The 25018-nt window shown below is 71.6% G+C and carries 22 protein-coding genes; 18 read left to right on the forward strand and 4 right to left on the reverse strand.

Annotated features, from left to right (window positions below):
- Positions 1-131: 131 nt before the first annotated feature.
- The 11 genes from ABZ780_RS03150 to ABZ780_RS03200 all read left to right on the forward strand — a co-directional run bounded on the left by ABZ780_RS03150 (position 132) and on the right by ABZ780_RS03200 (position 12223).
- A complete protein-coding gene (locus tag ABZ780_RS03150; protein WP_357483628.1) occupies positions 132-1031 on the forward strand; it encodes an alpha/beta hydrolase in 900 nt (299 codons plus the stop codon).
- 153 nt (positions 1032-1184) lie between these two features.
- Positions 1185-1985: an ATP-binding cassette domain-containing protein gene (locus ABZ780_RS03155; RefSeq protein ID WP_357483631.1), complete on the forward strand. Its 801-nt coding sequence runs from the start codon at positions 1185-1187 to the stop codon at positions 1983-1985.
- Positions 1982-2704 (forward strand): ABC transporter ATP-binding protein, encoded by a 723-nt coding sequence (locus ABZ780_RS03160; RefSeq protein WP_356999974.1) that lies wholly within the window; start codon positions 1982-1984, stop codon positions 2702-2704. The genes ABZ780_RS03155 and ABZ780_RS03160 overlap by 4 nt, the downstream gene beginning before the upstream one ends.
- A 29-nt stretch (positions 2705-2733) precedes the next feature.
- Complete coding sequence (locus tag ABZ780_RS03165; protein WP_357483634.1) at positions 2734-3612, forward strand: branched-chain amino acid ABC transporter permease; 879 nt, start codon at positions 2734-2736, stop codon at positions 3610-3612.
- Positions 3609-4721: a branched-chain amino acid ABC transporter permease gene (locus ABZ780_RS03170; protein ID WP_357483637.1), complete on the forward strand. Its 1113-nt coding sequence runs from the start codon at positions 3609-3611 to the stop codon at positions 4719-4721. Before ABZ780_RS03165 ends, ABZ780_RS03170 begins: the two co-directional genes overlap by 4 nt.
- A gap of 84 nt (positions 4722-4805) precedes the next feature.
- Positions 4806-6083, forward strand: a complete 1278-nt coding sequence (locus tag ABZ780_RS03175; protein WP_356999983.1) for an ABC transporter substrate-binding protein — start codon at positions 4806-4808, stop codon at positions 6081-6083.
- A gap of 179 nt (positions 6084-6262) precedes the next feature.
- Positions 6263-7006 carry an SDR family oxidoreductase gene (locus ABZ780_RS03180; RefSeq protein ID WP_357483639.1) on the forward strand — a complete coding sequence of 248 codons (744 nt, stop codon included), beginning with the start codon at positions 6263-6265 and terminating at the stop codon, positions 7004-7006.
- Positions 7007-7100: 94 nt separating this feature from the next.
- Positions 7101-7712: a TetR/AcrR family transcriptional regulator gene (locus ABZ780_RS03185; protein WP_356999988.1), complete on the forward strand. Its 612-nt coding sequence runs from the start codon at positions 7101-7103 to the stop codon at positions 7710-7712.
- A gap of 51 nt (positions 7713-7763) precedes the next feature.
- Entirely contained in the window at positions 7764-10547 is a 2784-nt protein-coding gene (locus ABZ780_RS03190; RefSeq protein ID WP_357483642.1) for an AAA family ATPase, read from the forward strand.
- A gap of 46 nt (positions 10548-10593) precedes the next feature.
- Positions 10594-11742, forward strand: coding sequence for an acyl-CoA dehydrogenase family protein (locus ABZ780_RS03195; RefSeq protein WP_357483645.1), 1149 nt, complete (start codon positions 10594-10596; stop codon positions 11740-11742).
- Positions 11743-11758: 16 nt separating this feature from the next.
- A complete protein-coding gene (locus ABZ780_RS03200; RefSeq protein ID WP_356999996.1) occupies positions 11759-12223 on the forward strand; it encodes a MaoC family dehydratase in 465 nt (154 codons plus the stop codon).
- Between the two features lie 22 nt (positions 12224-12245).
- Here ABZ780_RS03200 and ABZ780_RS03205 read toward each other — a convergent pair whose 3' ends face one another.
- On the reverse strand, positions 12246-13226 hold the full coding sequence (locus ABZ780_RS03205; protein WP_357483648.1) for a LacI family DNA-binding transcriptional regulator: 981 nt from the start codon (positions 13224-13226) through the stop codon (positions 12246-12248).
- A 286-nt stretch (positions 13227-13512) separates the two neighbouring features.
- Between ABZ780_RS03205 and ABZ780_RS03210 the strand changes: the two genes are divergently transcribed.
- The 6 genes from ABZ780_RS03210 (at position 13513) to ABZ780_RS03235 (ending at position 20499) form a co-directional block, all read left to right on the forward strand.
- Complete coding sequence (locus ABZ780_RS03210; RefSeq protein WP_357000003.1) at positions 13513-14697, forward strand: extracellular solute-binding protein; 1185 nt, start codon at positions 13513-13515, stop codon at positions 14695-14697.
- On the forward strand, positions 14694-15692 hold the full coding sequence (locus ABZ780_RS03215; RefSeq protein WP_357000006.1) for a sugar ABC transporter permease: 999 nt from the start codon (positions 14694-14696) through the stop codon (positions 15690-15692). The genes ABZ780_RS03210 and ABZ780_RS03215 overlap by 4 nt, the downstream gene beginning before the upstream one ends.
- A complete protein-coding gene (locus tag ABZ780_RS03220; protein ID WP_357483651.1) occupies positions 15689-16555 on the forward strand; it encodes a carbohydrate ABC transporter permease in 867 nt (288 codons plus the stop codon). Before ABZ780_RS03215 ends, ABZ780_RS03220 begins: the two co-directional genes overlap by 4 nt.
- A gap of 38 nt (positions 16556-16593) precedes the next feature.
- Entirely contained in the window at positions 16594-18918 is a 2325-nt protein-coding gene (locus tag ABZ780_RS03225) for a glycoside hydrolase family 3 N-terminal domain-containing protein (protein WP_357000011.1), read from the forward strand.
- Between the two features lie 171 nt (positions 18919-19089).
- Positions 19090-19497, forward strand: a complete 408-nt coding sequence (locus tag ABZ780_RS03230; RefSeq protein WP_357483654.1) for a nitroreductase family deazaflavin-dependent oxidoreductase — start codon at positions 19090-19092, stop codon at positions 19495-19497.
- Between the two features lie 273 nt (positions 19498-19770).
- A complete protein-coding gene (locus tag ABZ780_RS03235) occupies positions 19771-20499 on the forward strand; it encodes a VOC family protein (protein WP_357483657.1) in 729 nt (242 codons plus the stop codon).
- Between the two features lie 25 nt (positions 20500-20524).
- Here ABZ780_RS03235 and ABZ780_RS03240 read toward each other — a convergent pair whose 3' ends face one another.
- Positions 20525-21385, reverse strand: coding sequence for a PhzF family phenazine biosynthesis isomerase (locus ABZ780_RS03240; RefSeq protein WP_357483660.1), 861 nt, complete (start codon positions 21383-21385; stop codon positions 20525-20527).
- Between the two features lie 207 nt (positions 21386-21592).
- On the opposite strand from ABZ780_RS03240, the gene ABZ780_RS03245 reads away from it, so the two are divergent.
- Complete coding sequence (locus ABZ780_RS03245) at positions 21593-22534, forward strand: nucleoside hydrolase (RefSeq protein WP_357483664.1); 942 nt, start codon at positions 21593-21595, stop codon at positions 22532-22534.
- 52 nt (positions 22535-22586) lie between these two features.
- On the opposite strand, the gene ABZ780_RS03250 is transcribed toward ABZ780_RS03245, so the two are convergent.
- Both ABZ780_RS03250 and ABZ780_RS03255 read right to left on the reverse strand, forming a co-directional pair.
- The gene (locus tag ABZ780_RS03250; RefSeq protein ID WP_357483667.1) at positions 22587-23741 is read right to left on the reverse strand and encodes a cellulose binding domain-containing protein; all 1155 of its coding nucleotides are present in this window, start codon (positions 23739-23741) and stop codon (positions 22587-22589) included.
- A gap of 261 nt (positions 23742-24002) precedes the next feature.
- A complete protein-coding gene (locus tag ABZ780_RS03255) occupies positions 24003-25007 on the reverse strand; it encodes an acetylxylan esterase (protein WP_357483669.1) in 1005 nt (334 codons plus the stop codon).
- Positions 25008-25018: the final 11 nt, after the last annotated feature.

Here is a 25018-nt window from a genome sequence, read left to right on the forward strand (position 1 = left end):
TGCTACCCCAGGTCAGGGGGTCAAAACGCGACCGAGTCGGGCGGGACTGGTGATTTCGCCGATGCGGGGGGCACACGGAGCGGCCGACACTGACGCACGTCGATATCGCTCGACTCTAGGGAGTGCCCGACGTGTCGTCACCAACCACCACCCGTCCCCGTTCCGTGGCAGCCCGAGCCGTCCGGCTCGCGCTGACCGCCGCCCTCGTCGCCGGCGGCGTCCTGGCCGGACCCTCCGGCGCCGCACAGGCGGCCAGCCCGTACGAGCGGGGCCCCGCCCCGACCACCGCGATCCTGGAGGCCAGCCGCGGCCCCTTCGCCACCGCCTCGCAGAGCGTCTCCTCGCTGAGCGTCACCGGCTTCGGCGGCGGCGTCATCTACTACCCGACCAGCACCAGCGAGGGCACCTTCGGCGCCATCGCCATCTCGCCCGGCTACACGGCCTCCTGGTCCAGCATCAGCTGGCTCGGCCCGCGGATCGCCTCGCACGGCTTCGTGGTGATCGGCATCGAGACCAACACCCGGCTCGACCAGCCGGACAGCCGGGGCCGGCAGTTGCTGGCCGCGCTTGACTACCTCACCGAGCGCAGTTCGGTGCGGAGCCGGATCGACAGCAGCCGGCTCGCCGTGGCCGGTCACTCGATGGGTGGCGGGGGCAGCCTGGAGGCGGCCTCGTCTCGGCCGTCGTTGCAAGCCGCCGTGCCGCTGGCACCGTGGAACCTGGACAAGAGCTGGTCCGAGCTGCGGGTGCCGACGCTGATCATCGGTGGCGAGAGCGACTCGGTCGCGCCGGTCTCGTCGCACTCGGTGCCGTTCTACAACAGCATCCCGGCCTCCGCCGAGAAGGCGTACCTGGAGCTGAACGGGGCGAGCCACTTCTTCCCGCAGACGACGAACACGCCGACCGCGCGGCAGATGGTGGCCTGGCTGAAGCGGTTCGTCGACGACGACACCCGCTACGAGCAGTTCCTCTGCCCCGGGCCGAGCGGCTCGCAGATCCAGGAGTACCGCAACACCTGCCCCAGCTCCTGAGCGCGACAACCGGGGCGGCCGCCGGTGGCGGCCGCCCCGTCCGCGTGCCGCCCGACGGTGTCCTGCTCGGGGGTATCGAAGGTATTGACGCCGTACCCGAGAAACGTACACTGCGAGTGTAAATAACACCCGCCACGACAAGAGGGATGGGTGATGGAACGCGGGCTCGAACTGCACCACATCGGCGTCCGTTTCGGCGGCCTCACCGCCCTCGACGACGTCTCGCTGCGGGTGCCACCCAACCGGGTGGTGGGCGTGATCGGGCCCAACGGCGCGGGCAAGACCACCCTGTTCAACGTGATCTGCGGTTTCGTGACCCCGGAGACGGGTTCGCTCACTCTGGACGGTCGGCCGCTGCGACCACGGCCGCACGGCCTGACCCGGCTCGGCATCGCCCGGACCCTGCAGGGGACCGGGCTCTTCGCCGGGCTCACCGTCGTGGAGAACGTGATGACCGGCGCTTCGCACACCGCCCGTGCGGGCTTCGCGTCCGCGCTGTTCGGCCTGCCCCGCAGCGACCGCGACGAACGGCGGCTGCGCCAGCAGGCACTGGACATCCTGGACGACCTGGGCATCGCCGGGCACGCCGACGCCGCGCCGACCACGCTGCCCTTCGCCGTACGCCAGCGGGTCGCCCTGGCCCGCGCGCTGGCCGCACGGCCCCGGCTGTTGCTGCTCGACGAGCCCGCTGGCGGCCTCGGCGCCGACGACATCACCGAGCTGGCGGAGCTGGTCCGGCAACTGCCGCGACGCGACGCCGACCCGTGCGCGGTCCTCCTCGTCGAGCACCACATGGACCTGGTGATGGCCGTCTGCGACGAGCTCGTGGTGCTCGACTTCGGCCGGGTCATCGCCGCCGGGACGCCGGACGAGATCCGCGACGACCCGGCGGTCACCGACGCCTACCTGGGCGCGGCGATCGAGGACGCCGCCGTCGACGGTGCCACCCCGTGAGCGCGGCGGACCTGCTCGTCGTGCGCGGGCTGGTGGCGGGTTACGGCGCCGCGCCGGTGTTGCAGGCCATCGACCTGACCGTGCCGGCCGGCACCATCGCGGCGGTCGTGGGCGCCAACGGCGCCGGCAAGACCACTCTGCTGCGCGCCCTCTCCGGCATGATCCGCCCGACCGCCGGCCAGGTCGTCCTCGCCGGGGAGGACCTCCGCGGTACGCCCGTCGAGCAGCTCGTCCGGCGCGGCATGGCACACGTGCCGGAGGGGCGGGGCGTGATCAACGAACTCACCGTCGACGAGAACCTGCGGCTCGGCGGGCTGTGGCGGCGCGACCGGGCGGACGCCGGCCGCGCCCTCGACGAGGTCTACCAGCTCTTCGAGCCGCTCGCCCGGCGTCGCCGGCACCTCGGCCACCAACTGTCCGGCGGTGAGCGACAGATGCTCGCACTCGGACGGGCGCTGGTCGGCCGGCCGCGCCTGCTGCTGCTCGACGAGCCCTCGCTCGGCCTGGCCCCACGGGTGGTCGCCCGGACCATGGCGCTGCTACGTCAGCTGCGCGACGCCAGCGGCCTGACCGTCCTGCTGGTCGAGCAGAACGTGCGCAGCGCGCTCGCCGTGGCCGACCAGGGCGTGGTGATGTCGCTGGGCCGGGTGGTGATCGCCGCACCGGCGGCCACACTGCGCGACGACCACGACCTGCGCCACGCGTACCTCGGCTTCTGACCACCACCTCGTTCCCGAAGGGAGGACTGTTGGACCGCTTCGTCTTCCTCACCATCGACGGCCTGTCCCGGGGCGCGGTGTACGCCGCGTTCGCGCTGGCCCTGGTGCTCATCTGGCGGGCGGCGCGGGTCGTCAACTTCGCCCAGGGAGCGATGGCCGTCGCCGCCGCGTACGTCGCGTACACGGTGTCCACCGCGACCGGCTCCTACTGGCTGGGTTTCGTCGTCGCCATCGTCGCCGGGCTGCTGCTCGGCGCCCTGGTGGACCGCGTCGTGATGCGCCACGTCGACCACGCGTCGCCGCTCAACCCGGTCATCGTCGCGCTCGGACTGGTGCTGTTGATCCAGGCCGTGCTCGGCATGGTGTACGGCAACGAGTTCCGGCCCGCCGAGGCGCCGTTCAGCCGGTCCGCCCTCACCGTGGGCGGGGTCGCGGTGCTGTCGCCGTACGACCTGCTCGTCTTCGCCACGATCGGGGTGGTGGTCAGCGCGCTGGCGTGGATGTTCGCGCGTACCCCGGTGGGGTTGCGGATGCGGGCGGCGGCCTTCGCGCCGGAGGTGTCCCGCCTGCTCGGCGTCAACGTGGGCGGGATGTTGACGCTCGGCTGGGCGCTCGCCTCCGGCGTGGGCGCGCTCGCCGCCATGCTGGTCATCCCCACCGAGCTGGGCCTGCACCCGCACGCCATGGATCTGGTGTTCGTCTCGGCGTTCACTGCGGCGGTGGTCGGTGGGCTGGACAGTCCACCGGGTGCCGTGGTCGGCGGCCTGGTGGTGGGTCTGCTGCTCTCCTACGTCAGCGGCTACGCCGGCAGTGACCTCACCCCGCTGGCGGTGCTGGTCCTGCTGCTGGCGGTGCTGCTGGTCCGGCCCGGTGGGCTGTTCGCCCCGGTCGCGGCGAGGCGGGTGTGAGCGCCACCCGGGCGGCCCTGCCGCCGCGACACCGACCGAGCGAGGCCGGCGACCGTCCGGTCGACCGCCGACGCGGCTCCACCCTGCTGCGGCATCTCGCCGTGGTGCTCGCCGTGGGGCTGGTGCTGGTGGCGGTCAGCTACGCCATCGAGCCGTTCCGCAACTTCCAGCTCGCCACGGTGGCGGCGTATCTCTGCGCCACCGCCGGGCTGACCGTCCTCACCGGGCTCAACGGCCAGCTCTCGCTGGGGCACGGAGCGCTGATGGCGACCGGGGCGTACACGGTGGCGCTGTGTCAGACCGCGTTCCTCGACCGGGGGTTGACCGGCGGCTGGCTGTTGCCGATCTCGCTCGGCGTGGCGGTGCTCAGCACTGTCGCGGTCGGCGCGGTGGTCGGCGTGGCCGCCGCCCGGCTGCGGGGGCCCTACCTGGCCGGCGTGACCCTCGCCGTGGCCGTCGTCGTGCCGGCGTTGGCCGTGACCTTCGACGGCGTCCTCAACGGCGAGCAGGGGTTGTCGGTGCCGGTGGAGCCGCCGCCGATGGCACTCGGCGCGTACTTCCCCTATGAGCGGTGGCAGCTCTGGATCTCGGGTGCGGCCACCCTGCTCGCGCTGTTGCTGCTGGCCAACCTGATCCGCAGCCGGTACGGGCGGACGTTCCGGGCGGTCCGCGACGACGAGGTGGCGGCCCGCCTCGCCGGCATCCACGTGGCGCGTACCCAGGTCCTCGCGTTCGTGGTCAGCGCCGCCACCGCCGGTCTCGGTGGCGCGCTGCTCGCGGTGCTCGCGCAGAGCGTCTCGCCCGGCGCGTTCTCGTTGACCCTGTCGCTCTTCCTGCTGATGGCCGTGGTGATCGGGGGCCTCGGTCGCCTCGCCGGTGCGCTGTGGGGGGCCGTGCTGCTGGTCGCCCTGCCCGACCTCACCCATTCCGTGACCGAGCTGTTCACCCTCTCGCCCGCGGTGGCGCAGCGGCTGGAGGGCAACCTCCCGCTGGCGATCTTCGGCGTCACGTTGATCGTCGTGATGATCGTCGCGCCGGGCGGCGTGCAGGGCCTGCTGTCCCGCCTCGGCCGGGCCCTGCTGGCCCGGTGGCCGGCGCGGCGTTCCTGAGCTGTCCTCGGCCCGGCCTCGGCCGGGCGCCCCACCACCACACCGTTCCCCCGAGAATCGGACCGAGAAAGGTCGGTGTTTCCCATGCACCGTACGGCACAACGCGGTCTCGCGATCGCCAGCACCATAGCCCTGCTCATCGCCGCCGCCGGCTGTAGCGGCGACGACCCCGGCTCCGGCGGGGCGTCGGTGCCGGGTGTCACCGACACCGAGATCGTCGTCGGTACGCACATGCCGCTCACCGGCCCGGCCTCGGCCGGCTACTCCAAGATCGCCCCGGCGACGAAGGCGTACTTCGACTACGTCAACGCCAACGGCGGCGTGCACGGCCGGAAGATCACCTACAAGATCATGGACGACGGTTACAACCCGGCGAACACGCAGCAGGTGGTACGCCAGCTCGTCCTTCAGGACAAGGTCTTCGCCGTCCTCAACGGCCTCGGCACGCCGACGCACACCGGCGTGCTCGACTTCCTCAAGAGCAACCGGGTGCCCGACCTCTTCGTCGCCTCCGGCAGCCGCAGCTGGGACCAGCCGGACAAGTATCCGGGCACGTTCGGGTTCAACCCGGACTACACGATCGAGGGCAAGATCCTCGCCAACTACGTGAAGGCGAACCACGCCGGCCAGAAGGTCTGCTTCCTGGGCCAGGACGACGACTTCGGCCGCGACAGTCTGGTGGGCGTGGAGAAGGTGCTCGGGGCCGTGGCGGTCAAGCAGACCTACGTCACCAGCAACACGAACGTCGCGCCGCAGATCGGCGCGTTCAAGGCGGCCGGCTGCCAGGTCGTCGTGCTCGCCACCGTGCCGGGCTTCACCGCGCTCTCCGTCGGCACGGCCGCGCGGCTGGGCTTCAAGCCGCAGTGGCTGGTCTCCAACGTCGGCGGGGACCACCCCACCCTGGCCAAGCAGCTCGGCGAGGCCGCCCCGCTGCTGGAGGGCATGGTCGGCGCCAACTACCTGCCGATGCAGAACGACACCGCGAACCCGTGGATCCAGCTCTTCACGAAAATCAACAAGGAGCACAACGGTGACGCGCCGTTCGACGGCAACACCGTCTACGGCATGTCGGTGGGTTACCTCTTCGTGCAGGTGCTGCTCGCCGCCGGCAAGGACGTGACCCGGGAGAAGGTGCTCGCCGCCGTGGAGAAGGGCGGCTTCCAGGGGCCCGGCCTCGCGCCGCTGCGCTTCGCCGCCGACGACCACTCCGGCTACGGCGGGCAGCGGCTGACCCGGGTGAGCGGGGGAGTGCAGAGCTACTTCGGGCCGACGTACGAGACCGATGAGGAGGGCGGCCCGGTCACCGAGTACTCGGCCGCGCCGGTCGCGCCGCCCGCCAATGGGGTGCCGACCGTCTCCTGACGACTCGTTTACCCGGCCGTCGACCGGGCGTGGTCACCGTGGACCGCGTCCGGTCGTACGGCTGCGCCCTGACAACCGACGGTGGTGCCACCGGGATTCGGGGGCGTGCGGCCGGGCGTTGACCGACACCGATCACCCCTCCTACTATCTGCACTGTGGATGCAGAATCACGTAGGCTCGTGGATCGGGTCGCCATCGTCACCGGCGCCAGTCGGGGGATCGGGCTGGCCATCGCGCGGCGGCTGGTGGCCGAGGGCGCGCGGGTGGGCCTCACCGCCCGCCATCCGGAGGCGTTGGCCGAGGCTGTCGCCGCCCTCGGCGGTCCCGCGTACGCGGTCGCTGTCCCCGGCCGGGCCGACGACGCCGCACACCGGGCCGAGGCGGTGCGGCAGGTCAGCGCGGCGTTCGGGCCGGTGGACCTCCTGGTCAACAACACCGGCATCAACCCCGTGCACGGCCCGCTGGTCGAGCTGGACCTCGCGGCGGCGCGCAAGATCCTCGACGTCAACCTGGTCGCCGCACTGGGCTGGGTGCAGGAGGTCTGCGCCGCCGGCATGGCCGACCGGGGTGGCTGCGTGGTCAACGTCTCGTCGATCGCGGGGCTCGCCCCGTCACCCGGCATCGCCCTCTACGGGGTGAGCAAGGCCGCGCTCAACCACCTCACCGCCAGCCTCGCCGTCGAGCTGGGGTCGGCGATCCGGGTCAACGCCGTGGCCCCCGGCGTGGTCAAGACCCGCTTCGCCGCCACGCTGTACGAGGGCCGGGAGGACGAGGTCGCCGCGCGGTACCCACTCGGCCGACTCGGCGTCCCCGACGACGTGGCGGGCGCGGTCGCCTTCCTGGCCTCTGCCGACGCCGCCTGGATCACCGGGCAGACCATCGTCTGCGACGGCGGCTTCACGCTGTCCGGCCGGTCCGGGTGACTCGGCCCGTGGTCGCCCGGAGCTGGCTGATCACCGCCTGTCTAGACTCGGCGGTGCGTCGGGGGACGCCGTGGCGGTGAGAGGGCGGGGGCGGATGAACAAGGTCGAGGCCCCGGGTCGCGTCGACGGGCGCACGGCCCGTGCCGAGCGCACCCGGGCGGCCATCGTCGAGGCGCACCTGGCGCTTATCGCCGAGGGTGACCTGCGGCCGACCGGCGAACGCATCGCCGAGCGGGCCGGCATCTCGCTGCGGACGCTCTGGACCAACTTCAAGGACATGGAGACGCTGTTCGAGGCGAGCGGCGCGGAAGTGCTGCGTCAGCAGGACGCCGCGTACCGGCCGATCTCGCCCGCTTTGCCGCTGGCCAAGCGGGTCGACGCGTACTGCCGGCAGCGGGCCCGGCTGCTCCAGCTCATCGCGCCGTCGGCACGGGCCGCGCAGATGCGCGAGCCGGTCTCCGACCAGCTGCACCTCAACCGCCTCAAGCACATCGACCGGGTACGCGACGAGGTCGAGCAGCTCTTCGCCGCCGAGTTGGCGCAGGCCGGGCAGGGGCGCGAGCAACTGCTCAACGCGCTTGTCGCGGCGAGCATGTGGCCGGCCTGGTCGATGATGCGCTACGGCCTCGGGCTGGGCGTGGATCAGGCGCGGGCGGTCATGGCCCGGACGATCGGCGCGCTGTTGGCCGAGGTGGCGGCCGACTGATCCCGGCCTGTCCTCTTTCCATCCGCTTATCGATGAGTGACACTGTGACGCATGGTTACTGCATCACGAGTGCAAATAACTGTGCTGCGCGGCCGGGATGACCAGTGCCGGGCCGTCCGGAGCCTTCTCGACGGCGTGAGCGACGGCGGCGGGGCGCTGCTGCTGCACGGCGAACCGGGGTCGGGGCGTACGGCGCTGGTCTCCTACGCCCACCGGTACGCCGGGAACTGTGTCGTGCTGGCCGGTGCCGGGCTGCCCGAGGAGGCGACGCTGCCCTACGCCGGCCTGCAACGCCTGCTCGATCCGGTGCGCGACCGGGCCGCCGACCTGCCGGAGCCGCAGCGGCACCTGCTGCGCCGGGCGCTGGACGGGGAGAGCTGCCCGCCCGACCGTCGGCTGGCCCTCTCGGTGGCCGTGCTCGGGCTGCTCGCCGCCGCCGCCCGGGAGCGCCCACTCCTGGCCACCATGGACGACGTCGACCGGGGCGACCCCGAGACCGCGCAGGTGTTGGCGTTCGTGGCCCGCCGGCTGCGGCACCTACCGGTCGCCGTCCTGCTCACCGCCGACGTCACCGCCACGGTCGACGGGATCACGACGTACCGGCTCCCGCCGCTGGACGAGGGGGACAGCATCGCCGTCCTGGCCGACCTGCTCCCCGAGCGACCCACCGCGCCGGTGGCGGCCACGCTCGCCGCGGTCAGCGGCGGCAACCCGCAGGCCCTGGTGGATCTCGCCGAGGTGTTGAGCCCGGGGCAGTGGCGGGGGGAGGAGCCGTTACCCGCCGCGCCACCGGCCGACGGCGCGCTCGGCCGCGCCTACCGGGCACGCCTCGACCGGTTGCCGCCGGACACCCGCCGGATGCTGCTGCTCGCCGCGCTCGACGATTCGAACGAGCCGACGACCCTCGCCCGCGCGGCCGACACCGCCGGCGTGGCCGTCGAGGCACTCGCCCCGGCGGAGGTCGCCGGCCTGGTCCGCGTCGAGCCCGAGGGCGTCACGTTTCCGCAGCCACTGGCCCGGGCGATGGTCGCGGCCAGCGCGTCGCTCGCGCAGCGGCGAGCGGCGCACCTGCTGCTCGCCGGCGTCCTCGACGGGCAGCGGCTGCGCCGGGCGATGCACCTCGCCGCCGCGACGGCGAGCACCGATGCGGCCCTCGCCACCGAGTTGGAGCAGGCGGCGGCGGCCGGTGGCCCGAACGACTGGGCCATGGCGTCGGCCGCGCTGTGCCGGGCCGCCGAGCTCAGCGACCGCCCGCGCGACGCCGCCGGCCGCCTCCTGGCCGCCGCCCGGTACGCCTGGACGGCCGGTCTGCCCGGTCGGGCCCGGTTGCTGCTCGACCGTCTTCACGCGACCTGCGCGGACCCCTCCGTCACCGGGCACGCCGACCTGTTGCGCGGTGAGCTGGAGCTGCGCTGCGACGGCGCCTCGGGCGCGGCGTCCACGCTGCTGGCCGCCGCCGCGACGGTGGCGGCCACCGACCGCGCCCTGGCCGTGCAGGCGCTGGCGAGGGCCGGCGAGGCGGTGTGCTTCGCCGGCGACCAGTACCGGTACGCGGAGGTTGGCCGCCAGGCGGCGGCGTTGCGCCGCCCGCACGATCCACCAGCGGTCGAGCTGGCGAGTTCGCTTGTCGCCGGTGTGGCGGCCACGCTGCGGGGCGACCACGAGCGGGCCGGTCCCGCGCTGCGCCGGGCGGTCGTCCTGGGTGGCCGGTTGACCGGGCCGGAGCTGACCCCGACCGCGCTCACCTGCGCGGCGGCGGCCGGTCTGGTGGTGGCCGTGGACGGCGCGGCGCACCGGCTCGCCGAGCGTGCCGCCGGGTTGGCCCGGGAGCGGGGCGAGCTGTCCATGCTGTCCCGGGCGTTGGAGCTGCGGGCGGTCGCCGAGTACTGGCTGGGTCGGCACGAGGCGGCGGCGGAGACGTCCCGGGACGGGCTGCGGGTCGCCCGTGCCGCCGGTCAGGTCAACTGCGCCAACGTCCACCTGGGCATGCTCGCCGTGCTGGCCGCCGTCCGGGCCGACCGGGAGGCCAGCCTGCGCCGGATCCGGGAGATCGGCGAAGCCCCGACACCGGGCAGCCGGCCACACGCGCTGGCGGCGTGGGCGCTGGCCGTTCTCGACCTGGCCGACAACCGGCATGCCGAGGCGGCGACCCGGCTGGCGTCGCTGGCCCGACTCGGCACCGGTCGAGGTCAGGTGCTCGTCCAGGTGATGGCCACCCCGTACCTGGTGGAGGCCGCCGCCCACCTGGCGCACCGACCGGCGGCGACGGCCGCGCTCGCCGTCTTCGACAGGTGGGCCAGCAGCACCGCGAGCCCGTTGCGGCGGGCCCTGTCGGCCCGGTGTCACGCGCTGCTCGCCCCCCGGGGCGGCGCCGAGGCGGAGCGCGAGTTCCGGACGGCGCTACGGCTGCACCCGACGGAGGCCGGCGCGTTCGAACGGGCCCGCACCGAGCTGCTCTTCGGGCAGGAGCTGCGGCGCAGCCGTCGCCCGCGCGACGCCCGGGGGCACCTGCACCAGGCCCGCGAGACGTTCACGCTGCTCGGGGCGAGTCGCTGGGCCGAGCAGGCCACGGCGGAGCTGCGGGCCGCCGGGGAGTCGGTCGGCCCGCCCGATCTGCCGGCCGCGCGGCTGCTGACCGGCCAGCAACTGCGGATCGCCCAACTGGTCGCGGAGGGGGCCACCAACCGGGAGATCGCCGCCCGGATGTTCCTCTCCACTCGCACGGTCGACCATCACCTGCGCAATGTGTTCCACCGGCTGGGCATCCGGTCGCGCACCGAGCTGGCCCGCGCGTTCGCCACCGATCGGCACGCCGGGTTGGCCTCCGACCGGTGACCGTCCGGTCTGGACGACGTAAACTATCACCGCTAGTTTATTCGCCATGGAGCTGACCCTCACCGCCGAGCAGGCTGCCGTCCGCCGGCTCGCCGCCGAGTTCGCCGACCGGGAGCTGCTGCCGCACGCGGCCGAGTGGGACCGGCACGAGTCGGTCGACCCGGCCATCGTCGGCCAACTCGGCGACCTGGGCTTTCTGGGGCTGACCATCGCCGAGGCCGACGGCGGCTCCGGCGGCGACCACCTCGCGTACTGCCTGGTCCTGGAGGAACTCGGCCGGGGCGACTCGGCGGTGCGCGGCATCGTCTCGGTCTCGCTCGGCCTCGTCGCGAAGTCGATCGCCGCCCACGGTTCGGCGGCGCAGCGGGCCGAGTGGCTGCCCCGGCTCTGCTCCGGCACCGCGCTCGGCTGCTTCGCGCTGACCGAGCCGGACAGCGGCTCGGACGCCGCCGCGCTGCGCACCCGCGCCGTCCGCGACGGCGACGACTGGCTGCTCACCGGCACGAAGATGTTCATCACCAACGGCACCACCGCCGACGTCGCCCTGGTCTTCGCGCGCACCGGCGGTCCCGGGCACCGGGGCGTCACCGCGTTCCTGGTGCCCACCGACAGCCCGGGCCTGACCCGCCGGGAGATCCACGGCAAGCTCGGCCTGCGCGGGCAGGCCACCGGTGAGCTGCGCCTCGACGACGTACGGGTGCCCGACGCGGCCCGCCTCGGCGACGAGGGCGGCGGCTTCCGCCTGGCCCTGTCCACCCTCGCCAAGGGCCGGATGTCGGTGGCCGCCGGTTGCGTCGGCATCGCCCAGGGCTGCCTCGACGCGTCGGTCGGCTACGCGGGGCAGCGGACCCAGTTCGGCAAGCCGATCGCCGGCCATCAGCTCGTGCAGCAGTTGCTCGCGGCCATCGCCGTGGACACCGCCGCCGCGCGGCTCCTGGTCTGGCAGGTGGCCGACCTGATCGACCGCGGCCAACCGTTCGCCACCGAGGCGTCGATGGCCAAGCTCTTCGCCAGCGAGGCCGCCGTCCGGGCGGCCAACAACGCGGTCCAGGTCTTCGGGGGGTACGGCTACATCGACGAGTACCCGGTCGGCAAATACCTGCGTGACGCCCGGGTCGCCACCCTCTACGAGGGCACCAGCCAGATCCAGCAGCTCCTGATCGGACGCGCGCTCACCGGCGTCAACGCCTTCTGACCCAAAGGACACCCGGATGCGAGTCTTCACCTCCGTCGACGAGTTGGCCGCCGCGGTCGGCGAGACCATCGGCCCCGGCCCCTGGCAGCGGGTCGAACAGAGCCGGGTGGACCTCTTCGCCGACGCCACCGACGACCACCAGTGGATCCACGTCGACCCCGCGCGGGCGGCGTCGGGACCGTTCGGTGGCACGATCGCGCACGGCTACCTGACCCTGTCGTTGCTGCCGGCGCTGGCCGGCCAGCTCTACCGGGTCGAGGGCGTCGCGATGGGGGTCAACTACGGGCTGAACCGGGTGCGCTTCCCCGCGCCGCTGCGGGTCGGGGCCGCCGTACGAGCCACCGCCACCATCGCCGAGGTGTCCCCGGTGAGCGGCGGTGTGCAACTGGTCGTGACGGTCGCGGTGGAGACCGACGGCGGCGGCAAGCCGGTCTGCGTCGCCGAGACGATCAGCCGCCTCTACCCCCGCACGGATCGCTGACCCTTCCGCTGGCCTGCGGGTGTCAGTGGCGCGGGCGGCAGGAGGAGCGGATGACCAGCTCGGTGGGGAGCCGGATGTGGGTGTCGCGTTCGACGCCGGCGATCAGGTCGATGAGCAGGCGCAACGCCTCGGCGCCCATCCGCTGCAGCGGTTGCATGATGGTCGTCAGCGGCGGGTTGACCAGCGCCGACTCCGGTACGTTGTCGAAGCCGATCACCGACAGGTCGTCGGGCACCGAGAGGCCCATGTCACGAGCTACGTCCATCGTGGATATCGCGGAGAGGTCGTTACCCGCGAAGATCGCGCTCGGCCGGTCGGTGAGGGCGAGGAGCTCCGCGGCCGTACCGGCGGCGCTCTCGATCCGGAACCCGCCGACGCGGACGAGTCGCTCGTCCACCGGCACGCCGGCATCAGCCATCGCACTGCGGAAGCCGGCCTCGCGCAGCTGCGCCGACTTCAGGTCGGCGCGTCCACTGATGTGCCCGATCCGCCGATGGCCGAGGGACAGCAGGTAGTTGGTGGCCAGCACCGCGCCGGCGAAGTTGTCCGAATCGACGGTGGGCAGGTCGGACGGCCCGGTGTGCGGGTCGACGGCTACGACGTGGAAGCTGTGTTCGGTCTCGACCACGGTCGGCGTGACGATCACGGCCCCGTCGATGAGAGTGCCCGAGAGGCGGGCGAGCGAGCGCCGCTCCCACCCCACGGCGGCGCCCTCGCCGTCGCCGCTGGAGTAGGCCAGCAGCTGGTATCCGCTGCCCGCGACCTCCTGGGACGCCCCCTTGAGCAGCTCGGTCGAGAACGGTTCGAACTCGGCGACCAGGATGCCGAGCACGTTGGTGCGGTGGCTGCGCAGGCTCTGCGCCCCCAGGCTCGCCTCGTAGCCGAGCTCGTGGATGACCTGCTGGACGCGCTCCACGGTTGCCTGGGCCACGCCGTACCGCCCATTGACAACCTTCGATACGGTCGCGACCGAGACGCCGGCGGCACGTGCGACATCCGACATCTTGACACGCTGCTGAAACACCACGCCGATGATGATAGGGCCGCCGCCTGGGCTGCGTCGCGAGCGATTCGAAAACGTTATCGATACCGATTGACATCAAGTTACATGACTGTAAAACTTCGCGAAACCCGAGTACCGCGACTGAGTAGTCGAGGAGACATCGATGGCAACGAAGCGCCGTGCAGGTGCCGTTCTGGCAGTACTAATGACAAGTGTTCTCGTAGTCGCCGGGTGCAGCGGCGGCGGCGAAGAGGCAGCCCCTCAGAGCGAGTTGTACAAGGACCCGGTGACCCTGACCTGGTGGCACAACGCCTCACAGGACGGGCCCGGCAAGACCTACTGGGAGAAGGTCGCCAAGGACTTCTCCGCGCTCCACCCCACCGTCAAGATCGAGATTGAGGCGATCGAGACAAACCAGCTCCAGCGCACCCGGCTCCCCGCCGCGCTGCTGAGCAGCGACCCGCCGGACATCTTCCAGGCCTGGGGCGGTGGCGAGATGGTCGAGCAGGTGGAGGCCGACTATCTCAAGGACATCACCGACCAGGCCAAGACCGAGGTGGGCAACATCGGTAGCGCCGCCGAGATCTGGCAGGTCAAGGGCAAGCAGTACGGCCTGCCGTACCGGATGGGCATCGAGGGCATCTGGTACAACAAGGACATGTTCGCCCAGGCGGGCATCGCGGCGCCGCCGACCAATTTCGAGGAACTCAACGCCGCGGTCGCCAAGCTCAAGGCGATAAACGTCGTCCCGATCGCGGTGGGCGCCGGTGACAAGTGGCCGGCCGCGCACTGGTGGTACAACATGGCGCTGCGCGCCTGCTCGGTCGACACGCTCAAGAAGGCGTCCACGGACAAGGTCTTCGACGACCCGTGCTTCGTGAAGGCCGGCCAGGACCTGAAGGCCTTCATCGACACCAAGCCGTTCCAGGCCAACTTCATCGCCACGCCGGGCCAGAACGACCCGACCAGCGCCAACGGCATGCTCGCCAACGGCAAGGCCGCGATGGAGCTCATGGGTGACTGGAACCGCGGCACGCTCGACACCGTCGCCACGGACAAGGCGAAGCTCGCCTCGTTCCTCGGCTGGTTCCCGGTGCCGGCGATCGCCGGTTCCCCGGGTGACCCGAAGGCGGCCCTCGGTGGTGGCGACGGCTTCTCCTGCTCCAAGAACGCCCCCGCAGAGTGCGTCGAGTTCCTCAAGTACATCGTGAGCCCCGAGGTGCAGAAGGCCTACGCCGAAACCGGCACCGGCCTGCCGGTGGTCAAGGGCGCGGCCGACGGCGTGACGGACCCCGCGCTGAAGTCCATCCTGGAGGCCACCTCCAGCGCGAGCTACGTCCAGCTCTGGCTGGACACGGCTTACGGCAGCACCGTCGGCACTGCGATGAACGACGCCATCGTCGCCATCTTCGCCGGCAGCGGGACGCCTGAGAAGGTCGTCTCGGCGATGAAGGCGGCCGCAAGCAAGTGACCTCCGTCAACCAGATCCGTACGCCCGCCGGCGGCGCTTCCGCGTCGCCGGCGGGCTCCCACAAGGCCGGGCGCGCGCCCGCCCGCCGAGCCGATACCCGCCGCAAGTGGTACGAGATCATCGGACTCACGACGCCCGCCGTCGTCATCTACGTGATGTTCGTGCTGGTGCCGATGGGCTTCGCGGTCTACTACAGCCTGTTCCGGTGGCGTGGGGTCGGGCCTCCCACCGAGTTCGTCGGTCTGCGGAACTACACCCTCGCTTTCCAGGATCCGATCTTCCTCGACGCGTTGCGCAACAACGCCATCATCGTGTTCGGGTCGCTGCTGATCCAGGGCCCGATCGCCCTGGGCATCGCCCTGCTGCTCAACCGTCGTTTCCGTGGGCGCTCCGTGTTCCGCCTGCTGGTGTTCGTGCCGTACGTGCTCGCCGAGGTCACCGTCGGCATCATGTGGAAGCTGCTCCTGACCGGCGGCGGCACGGTCGACGCGATGCTGGAGTCACTGGGCCTGGGCAGTCTGGTGCAGCCCTGGCTCGCGGACCTGGACCTGGTCATCTGGACGCTGCTGGCCATCCTCACCTGGAAGTACGTCGGCTTCGCCATCATCCTGCTACTCGCCGGGCTGTCCAACGTGCCCGACGAGCTGACCGAGGCGGCGGCCATCGACGGCGCGAGCTGGTGGCAGATTCAACGGCACGTCACGATTCCGCTGCTCGGCCCGACGATCCGGATCTGGATGTTCCTGTCCATGATCGGCTCACTGCAGATCTTCGACATGATCTGGGTTACCTCGGTGCCCGCGGTGCGGTCGCTCGGCGCGTCGGCCACCATGGCGACCTACATGGTGGACAACGGGTTCTTCGCCCGGCTCTGGGGCTACGGCAACGCCGTTGCCGTGATCCTGTTCGTCATCTCCTTCGTGGCGGCACTGCTGTTCCAGCGGTTCCTGCTCCGCCGCGACATCGAGGGCGCCATCACCGGAAAGGCGAAGTGACGATGGCTGTGAACTCCGTTCCTTCCCCGTCCGCCGGGCGCCGTCAGGTGTCCTGGGGCACGCCGCTCACCTACGCGCTCGCGCTCGCGATCGCGGCCGTGTCGATCGCCCCGGTCGTCTACGTGGTCATCGGCGGCTTCCGCACCACCCCGCAGATCGTCGCGAACCCGGCCGGCCTGCCCGACCCCTTCGTCTGGGACAACTACGCCAGGGTGCTGACCCAGAGCAACTTCTGGCAGCAGGCGTTCAACAGCGCGGTCATCGCCCTCGGCACCACACTCGCCGTCGTCGTGCTCGGGCTGGCCGCCGCGTTCGTGCTCGCCCGTTACCGCTTCCGCGGACGGGAGGCGCTCTACACCTTCTTCACACTCGGCCTGCTGTTTCCCGCCGGCGCGGCGATCCTGCCGCTCTACCTCATGCTGCGTGACCTGAGCCTGATCAACTCCTACTACGCGGTGATCCTCCCGCAGGTCGCCTTCTCACTGCCACTGACGATCGTGATCCTGCGTCCCTTCCTGTCGGCCATCCCGAGAGAGTTGGAGGACGCCGCCGCCATCGATGGTGCGAGTCGGCTCGGTTTCCTCTGGCGCGTCGCGATGCCGCTGTCGCGGCCCGCGCTCGTCACCGTCGGCGTTCTGGCGTTCGTGGCGAGTTGGAACTCGTTCCTCCTGCCGCTGCTCGTTCTCAGCGACGTCAACCTGCACACCCTGCCGCTGGGCGTGCAGAACTTCTCCAGCCAGTACACCACCGACACGGCAGGCGTCCTCGCCTTCACCTCCCTCGCGATGCTGCCGGCACTGCTCTTCTTCACGCTCGCGGAGAAGCAGATCGTCGGCGGCCTTCAGGGTGCGGTCAAGGGCTGAGCGGCAGCGGTACGGGCACAACCAGAGGAAGGCACAGCATGACTGAGGTCCACACACTGGTGGACGGGCCGGCGCCGGCTCAGGCAGGTCCGGACCACGGTCGACCGGACGGGCACGACGGCGCGGCACGCCTACGCGATCTCCTCGGCCGGATGACGATCGAGGAGAAGATCGCTCAGCTCGTCGGCTTCTGGGAGAAGGAGGACGGCGAGGCCGTCGCGCCGTTGCAGGGGGAGTTCGGCGAGGCCGTCAAGCTCGAGGAGTTCTCCCGGCACGGGCTCGGTCACCTCACCCGCGCCTACGGCACCCGCCCGGTGGACGCGGCGGCACGCGCGTCCTGGCTGTGGAAGTTCCAGCGGGACCTGGTCACGGGGACCCGGCTCGGCATCCCGGCGATCGTCCACGAGGAGTGCCTCACCGGGCTGTCGGCATGGAAAGCGGCCACCTTCCCCACGCCGCTGGCCTGGGGCGCCGCGTTCGACCCCGAACTGGTCACCGAGATGGCCGCGGCGATCGGCGCCTCGATGCGGACCCTGGGTATCCACCAGGGGCTCTCTCCGGTGCTCGACGTCATCCGTGACCCCCGCTGGGGTCGGGTGGACGAGTGCATAGCCGAAGACCCGTACCTTGTCGGCACCATCGGCACGTCGTACGTGCGCGGGCTGCAGTCGCAGGGGGTGCACGCCACCCTCAAGCACTTCGCCGGCTACTCCGCGTCGCAGTCGGGGCGTAACTTCGGCCCGGTGCACATGGGCCGCCGGGAGTTGGCCGACGTGCTGCTCGTCCCGTTCGAGATGGCGATCCTCGACGGTGACGCCCGCAGTGTCATGCACTCGTACGCCGAGATCGACGGGGTGCCCGTCGCCGCCGATCCGACGATGCTGACCGGCGTCCTGCGGGAGCAGTGGGGTTTCGACGGCACGGTGGTGGCCGACTATTACGGGGTCGCGTTCCTGAACCTGCTGCACCACGTGGCGGGCGATCACGCCGAGGCGGCCGGACAGGCGCTGACGGCCGGTGTCGACGTCGAACTGCCGACCGGCGACGCCTATCTGACCCTGCGGGAGTCGGTGCGGGCGGGCGCGCTCGACGAGGCGTTCCTCGACCGCGCGGTGCTGCGGGTGCTGCGACAGAAGCAGGACCTGGGTCTGCTCGACGCGACCTTCACCGACGAGCCGCCCCAGGCGATCGACCTCGACTCTCCCGAGCATCGGTCGATCGCCCGCCGGCTCGCCGAGGAGTCGATCGTGCTGGTCGCCAACCGGGACGCGCTGCCGCTGCCGGCGGGGCGACGGGTGGCACTTATCGGCCCGAACGCCGACCGGCAGGGCGCGCTCTTCGGGTGCTACTCGTTCCTCAACCACGTCCTCGTCCAACACCCCGGTGTGGAGACCGGCATCGAGGTGCCGACCGTGCTCGACGCGGTGCGGGTCGAGTTCGGCGGCGATCTCGTCACCTGGGCACACGGCTGTGACGTGGACACCGACGACCGATCCGGCTTCGACGAGGCTGTCGCCACGGCCGCCGCCGCGGATGTCGCCGTCCTGGTCGTCGGTGACCACGCCGGTCTCTTCGGGCGCGGCACGGTCGGCGAGGGCTGTGACCGGGACGACCTGGAGCTGCCCGGCGTCCAGCGCGAACTGGTCGAGGCGGTGCTGGCAACCGGCACGCCGGTTGTCCTCGTGCTGGTCACTGGCCGGCCGTACACGGTCGGCTGGGCGCTTGCGCGCTGTGCGGCGGTGGTGCAGGCATTCTTCCCGGGGGAGGAGGGCGCCGGGGCGATCGCGGGGGTGCTCTCCGGGAGGGTCAACCCGTCGGGCAGGCTGCCGGTCACCCTGCCCGGGTCGGCCGGCGCGCAGCCGTACTCCTACCTGCACCCCACCCTGGGCGCGGGCAACGAGGTGACCAACCTGCCGGCGACGCCCGTGGCGCCGTTCGGCCACGGCCTGTCCTACACGACGTTCGCGTACAGCGAGCTCACCGTGCCCACCACGGTGCCCACCGACGGGGCGGTAGGCGTGACGGTGCGGGTGACGAACACCGGCGCGGTCGCCGGCGACGACGTGGTCCAGCTCTACGGTCGTGACCTGGTGGCCTCGGTGACCCGGCCGGTGGCGCAACTGCTCGGCTACCGGCGAGTCCACCTGGAACCGGGCCAGTCCGTCACGGTCGAGCTGACGGTCCCCACCACCCGCCTGGCGTTCTCCGATCGCACGCTCACCCGCGTCGTGGAGCCGGGCGACGTCGAGCTCTGGGTCGGTACCAGCGCGCAGCGTGCCACCCAGGCGGTGACCACGCTTGTCGGTGACACCGTCGCGGTCACCAACGCGTCCCCACGCTGGACCACCGCCGACATCCGCTGAGGCCGGTCCGCCGTCGTCCTGGGGGGACGGTCGGCGGACCGCTCACGCTCGCGTGCCGGTTCTCCGCGCTGCTGCTGATGGCTCGTTGGTGCGTGGTCGCGGTGTCACGCCCCGGGCCGAGACTGTCAGTATCGTGTTGAGGAAGCCGATTCGCGGAGGCAAGGAGAAGGCATGAGCGACTGGAACGACAAGATCATCGCTGAGTTTCGCGCCAACGGTGGGCAGGTCGGCGGCCAGTTCGCTGGCGAGCCGCTGCTGCTGTTGCACACGGTCGGCGCCAAGAGCGGCCAGCCTCGCGTGAACCCGATGATGTACCAGAAGGTGGACGGCGGCTACGCCGTGTTCGCGTCCAAGGCCGGTGCGCCCACCAATCCCGACTGGTACTACAACCTGCTCGCTCATCCGCAGGCCCGAGCGGAGATCGGCACCGACAAGGTCGAGTTGGTCGCCAGAGTTGCCGCCGGGGACGAGCGGGAGCGGATCTGGACCGCGCAGAAGGCCGCGTATCCCGGCTTCGCCGACTACGAGCGGAAGACCACCCGCCAGATCCCAGTCGTCGTGCTGGAACCTGCGCCGTAGGCAGAGACGGTACAACCCGGTGCCGCTTGTGCGGGCCACGCCGCTGATTCAGCGCATATCCGCCGCCGACAGTGCACACGGCACGGCAGCGGGTGGGTGTCGCCTCGCTGTGGAGGGCACCTCCGGCGTACCCCGAACGCCTGAGCCGCCCGCCGCGTCCGCTGCGACCTGCCCTGGCCCTCCCGGACGCGGGAGCTGTCGGCAACGTCCGCCCATGTCGAGATCGGTACGGCTGATCCTGTGACGTGCCGGGCTGCCGTTAAGATCGTCGGCATGGCAACGCGGCTCGTTCAGATCAACATGAAGGCTCGGGACGACTCCGCGCTCGGCGGTTTCTGGGCGGAGGTGCTCGGCTGGGACGTTTCCAGTGAGGGACCCGGCGTGACCAACCTCGAACCCGAGGGCTTCGTCTACCCCGACCCCGTCGCTGTCTGCCTCGACCTCGTCCTCTCCCCGGAACCCAAGACGGTGAAGAACCGCGTACACGTCGACCTCGCCACCACCTCGGTGGCCCATCAGGCGGAGGTGGTCGCGCGCCTGAGGGATCTCGGCGCGACACCCACCGACGTGGGCCAGGGCGACGTGCCGTGGACGGTCATGGCCGATCCGGAGGGCAACGAGTTCTGCGTGCTGGACCCCCGACCGCTCTACCGGGACACCGGACCGATCGCCGCGGTGGTGGTCGACTGCGTGGACCCGCGAGTCATGGCCCGCTTCTGGGGCAGCGCGATGGACTGGACCCTGCACGAGGTGACCGACGACAAGGCGGTGCTGCGCTCCGCCGCGGGCGTCGGCCCATATCTGGAGTTCATCCGCACGCGCGAGGTGAAGACCGTGTGGAACCGTGTCCACCTCGATGTCCGCCCGTACCCGGGTGGCGACGTGGAGGTCGAGGCGGCCAGGCTGCGGGCTCTCGGCGCCACCGCCATCGACCTGGACGTGCCGTGGACGGTCCTCGCCGACCCGGAGGGCAACGAGTTCTGCCTCCTCGCTCCAGGCTGACCCAGACCGGGCGGTGAAACCTAGGTCAGACCCCGCTCGCCAGGACGTCAGGAAGGGCAACGGCGGTGCCGGTCACCGCGATCCCGCTTCCGGCTTCGGCGGGGATCCCTACCGTGAGAAGGCTTGGACGGCCCATGTCCTGGCCCTGCCGCACGGTGACCGTCGCGGGCGGTGTCACCAGGTGCAGCTCGCGCAGATAGCCACCCAACGCCGCGGCGGCCGCACCTGTCGCGGCGTCCTCGACAACACCACCGGGTGGGAACGGGTTGCGCGCATGGAACACCAGCGGGGACTCGCGGTAGACCAGGTCGATGGTCGTCCAGTCGCGCTGGGCCATCAGGCTGCCCAACGCCGCCATGTCGTAGTCCAGGTTGGCCAGGCGTTGCCGGCTCGCGGCGGCCACGATGGGATGCCATGCTCCGGCGAACGCGACCCGCGGCGGCAGCGTCGCGTCGAGGTCGTCCAGCTCCCAACGCAGCGCGTCGAGCAGCGCCGCAAGGTCGCCGGGGGCGATGGGTCTGCTCTGCGGTTCGACGCTGATCAGCGTGGCGGTGGTGGCCCCGTCCGCCCGCACCTCGGTGGAGACCTCGACCAGGCCGGCGCGGGTGTCCAAACGCAAGGCTCCCGGACCGTGCCGCTCGGCATAGGCAACTGCCGACGCGATGGTCGCGTGGCCGCAGAAGGGGACCTCTGCCTTCGGGCTGAAATAGCGCACCGTGAAGTGCCCATCGCGGCCAGGCACGATGAACGCCGTTTCGGAGTACCCGACCTGGGCCGCCACCCGCTGCATCTCCGCGTCGTCGAGCCCGGTGGCATCCAGGACCACACCAGCCGGGTTGCCACCGGTTGGATCGGCGGTGAACGCGGCGTACCGCAGGATCTCCATGATCAGGACTCTAGCTCCGTAGGTCGTGGGCGAACCTGGCTCATCGCTGGTCGCCGTCGGTGATGGTGTACTCGCGCCGCCGCAAGGGCACCCAGCTTCGGGCGGGCCGCCCCAGCGGTCAACACGATGCGACGTGTCCCTGCCCCTGCCGACGGGTCAGATGAACCTGCGCCGGCAGCTCATGATCGAAGCGATAGTGTCCTGCGCGTGACGCGCCCCGTGCTGCTCGACTGTGACCCCGGCATCGACGATATGGTGGCCATCCTTACGGCGGTGGCCAGCCCGGAGGTGGAACTTGTCGGGGTCACCACCGTCGGCGGCAACGTCGGAATCGACACCACCACCCGCAACGCGTTGGATGTGCTCGCGCTGGCCGGCCGGGCCGACATCCCGGTGGCCCGCGGGGCGGACCGACCGTATCTGCGCTCATTGAGCGACCGCGCCGCGTCGGTGCACGGAGACAGCGGGCTGGGCGGCATCACGCTGCCGACCTCCGGCGTCGGTCCGATCGAGGCCACCGCGCTGGAATTGATCGTCGAGACGGTACGGGCCGCCACGGAACCGGTGACGCTGGTCGCGACCGGACCCCTGACCAACGTGGCGCACCTGTTCGCGGTGCACCCCGACGTGGCATCGCGGTTGGCCCGGCTGGTGGTCATGGGCGGCTCGATCGGCGCCGGCAACCGAACGCCGGCCGCCGAGTTCAACATCTGGGCCGACCCGGAGGCCGCCTACCGAGTGCTCACCGAGCCGGGGCTACCCCGGCCGGTGCCGACCACGCTGGTCGGTCTGGACGTCACGTACCGCACCGCCTACGGTCCGGACGACCTGCACCGGCTCCGCGCGGCCGGCAGAGTGGCCGCTCTCTGCGCGGACGCGCTCGAGTACTACCTCTCGGCGTATCGGCGGGACCACGGAATGGACGTCGTACCGCTGCACGACCCGCTGGCGATGGCGGAGGCGATCCGGCCCGGCCTGGTCACCGCCGACCCGGCGTACGTCGAGGTGGACACCACAACCGGGCCGAGCCGTGGCAACACTCTGGTGGACCTGCGCGGCCTGCACGGCCCGCCGACCGTCGAGATGGGGGTGGACGTCGACGTGCCATCCGCGTTGGAGTTCATCACGAGTCGGCTGGCGATCCTGTGAGCTGGACGCGGCACCGGGCAGCCCGTTGCTGCCCGGCACCGCGACGGGATCGTCAGGCGACGGCGCAGGCGGCGCCGTTGAGGGTGAAGGCGGACGGCCTGCCGGAGTTGCCGGTGTGGGTGGCCTGGAAGCCGATGTCGACCGTCGTGCTCGGAGTGATCGTGCCGTTGTAGGAGACGTTGCGGGCGGTCACCGCCCCGCTCGACGGCGAGTACGTGGCGTTCCATCCGCCGGTGATGGCCTGGCCGCTCGGCAGCGTGAACGCCAGCGCCCACCCGTTGACCGGGGCGCTGCCCGTGTTGGTCACCGAGATCGACGCGGTGAGGCCGTTGTTCCAGGCGTTGACCGTGTACGCGACCCGGCACACACCGGCCGGCGGCGGCGTGCTCGGCGGGGGAGTCGTCGGCGGGACGGTGGTGGGCGGAGGCGTCGTCGGCGGTGTGTCGCCGCCGATGCTGCCGGGCACCGAGCGGAGCGCGTCGTACCAGGCGACGGCCATCTTGCGGTAGCCCGTGGCGTTGGGGTGGACGCCGTCGGCGAGATCGCTCAACGTCAGGGCGCGGTACATGTCGACCAGGTGGACGCGTTTGCCGGCGGCGGCCCGGGTCTGCACGATCCCGGGGATCGCGGCGTTGTATGCCCGGACCTGGTTGTCCGCACCGGATTTCGGCACGATCGTCGCGACGAACACGTCCGCGTTCGGGGCGGTGTTGGTGATCTTGTCGACGAGTGCGGCAAGCCGGCCCGGAGCACCGGAGGTGTCGCCGTACATGTCGTTGGTGCCGATGTGCAGCAGCACCGTCCGGGGGGTCGTCGCCCGTAGCCAGTTGACGACGTTGGCGTCGATCTGGGCGATGGTCCAGCCGGAGTGCCCCTCGTGGTCGTGGTCGCCGAGGCTGGCCGGGCCGTTGAACTGGGAGCCGACGAAGTCGATCCGGTATCCGCCGGTCGTGAACCGCTGCCAGAGTTCGATGCGGTATCCGCCGGCGACGTTGAAGCCGTCGGTGATCGAATCGCCCAGCGGCATCACGCGTACCCCGCCGTTGGATTCGGCGCTGGCGGGCATGGTCGCCACCGGGACGGCGGCGGCCACGGCCGCGACGGCCGCCAGGGCCGCCCACCACAGGCGAGCCCGTCGGGGCCTCGGTGTCGCGGCGGTGGTCGCGGGTGCGGGGGGAACCGGGTGGTCGAGGTAGGGACTGCTCATGAGGGCTTCCTCCGGTGGTGGGGGAGCGTGCGCCAGCAGGGCGGCGCCGCGACGGCGCCACCATTTCGCGGTACGCGTGGATCAGCTGGCAGGACGGCCAGGAGCCCGGACGTCAGCACTGGTGGTCGACGCTGCCTGTGCCGCTGGTCATCGACGGGCCGGCTGCGACGGATCGATGGACCGCGACGGGAGTGTGCCCTGCACCCCGTCGGACGCACGATAGCGTGTTATCGCTAACAAGGGCAATCGATCGACATTGCACTATGGCTGTGTCACGGCCGGTTCGAGCGTCGACGCCAGCCAGCGCAGCTGCCGTCGGACGTGGACGGCCTCACCGCCCTCGTGACCGTTGAACGGGTAGACGTGCATCTCCCGCTCCGGCGGTGCGGGCCGGCCGGTCGCGGCGCCGTACTGGTGGTAGGCGGCGAAGCCGGTGCTCGGCGGGCAGACGGTGTCGCGCAGGCCGATGCCGAAGTGGGCCGGAGCCGTGGCCCGGCGAGCGAAGCTCACCCCGTCGACATAGGACAACGTGTGCCGCACGGCTTCCTCGGCCTCCCGGTGCACCGACAGGTAGCGGGCGATCTCCCCGTACGGCGAGGCGTCGCTGAGCGCGATGGCCCGCTGCACGTCGCAGAGGAACGGGGCGGTGGTCAGCACCGCCGCGAGGTCGCCGACGAGACCCGCCACCGCCAGGGCCAGGCCGCCGCCCTGACTGTTGCCGACCACGGCGATCCGGCCTCCGTCGACTCCGGGCAGCGCGCGAACCGCGTCGACGGCCCGGACCGCGTCGGTGATCAGGCGTCGGTAGTGGTAGTCGTGCGGGTCGAGGATTCCCCAGGTGGCGGGCCAGGGGCCGCCGGGTGCGCCGTGCGGGTCGGTGGTGTCACCGGCGCCGTACTGCCCGGCCTGCCCCCGGTTGTCCATCAGCAGGTGGGCGTACCCGGCGACCGGCCAGGTCAGCCGCTCGTGTGGCAGGCCCCGGCCACGCCCGTAGCCGGCGTACTCGACAACGGTGGGCAGCGGGTCCGCAATGCCCGCCGGGCGCGTGTACCAGGCCCGCACCGGGTCACCTCCGTAGCCGGCGAACGTGACGTCCCACGTGTCGAGCAGGCGCAGGTCGGTGGGTTCCGGGCGAACGTCCACGAGCGCCGGACGGGCGGACGCCTCGGCGAGGGTGTCGCGCCAGAACCGGTCGAAGTCGTCAGGCTCGACGACGGTTGGCGCGTAGCGCCGCAACTCGTCCAGGGCGGGGGCGGGCTCGGGCATGGCTCCTCGCA

It is taken from the genome of Micromonospora sp. NPDC047467 (genome assembly GCF_040643095.1).
Classification (GTDB): domain Bacteria; phylum Actinomycetota; class Actinomycetes; order Mycobacteriales; family Micromonosporaceae; genus Micromonospora.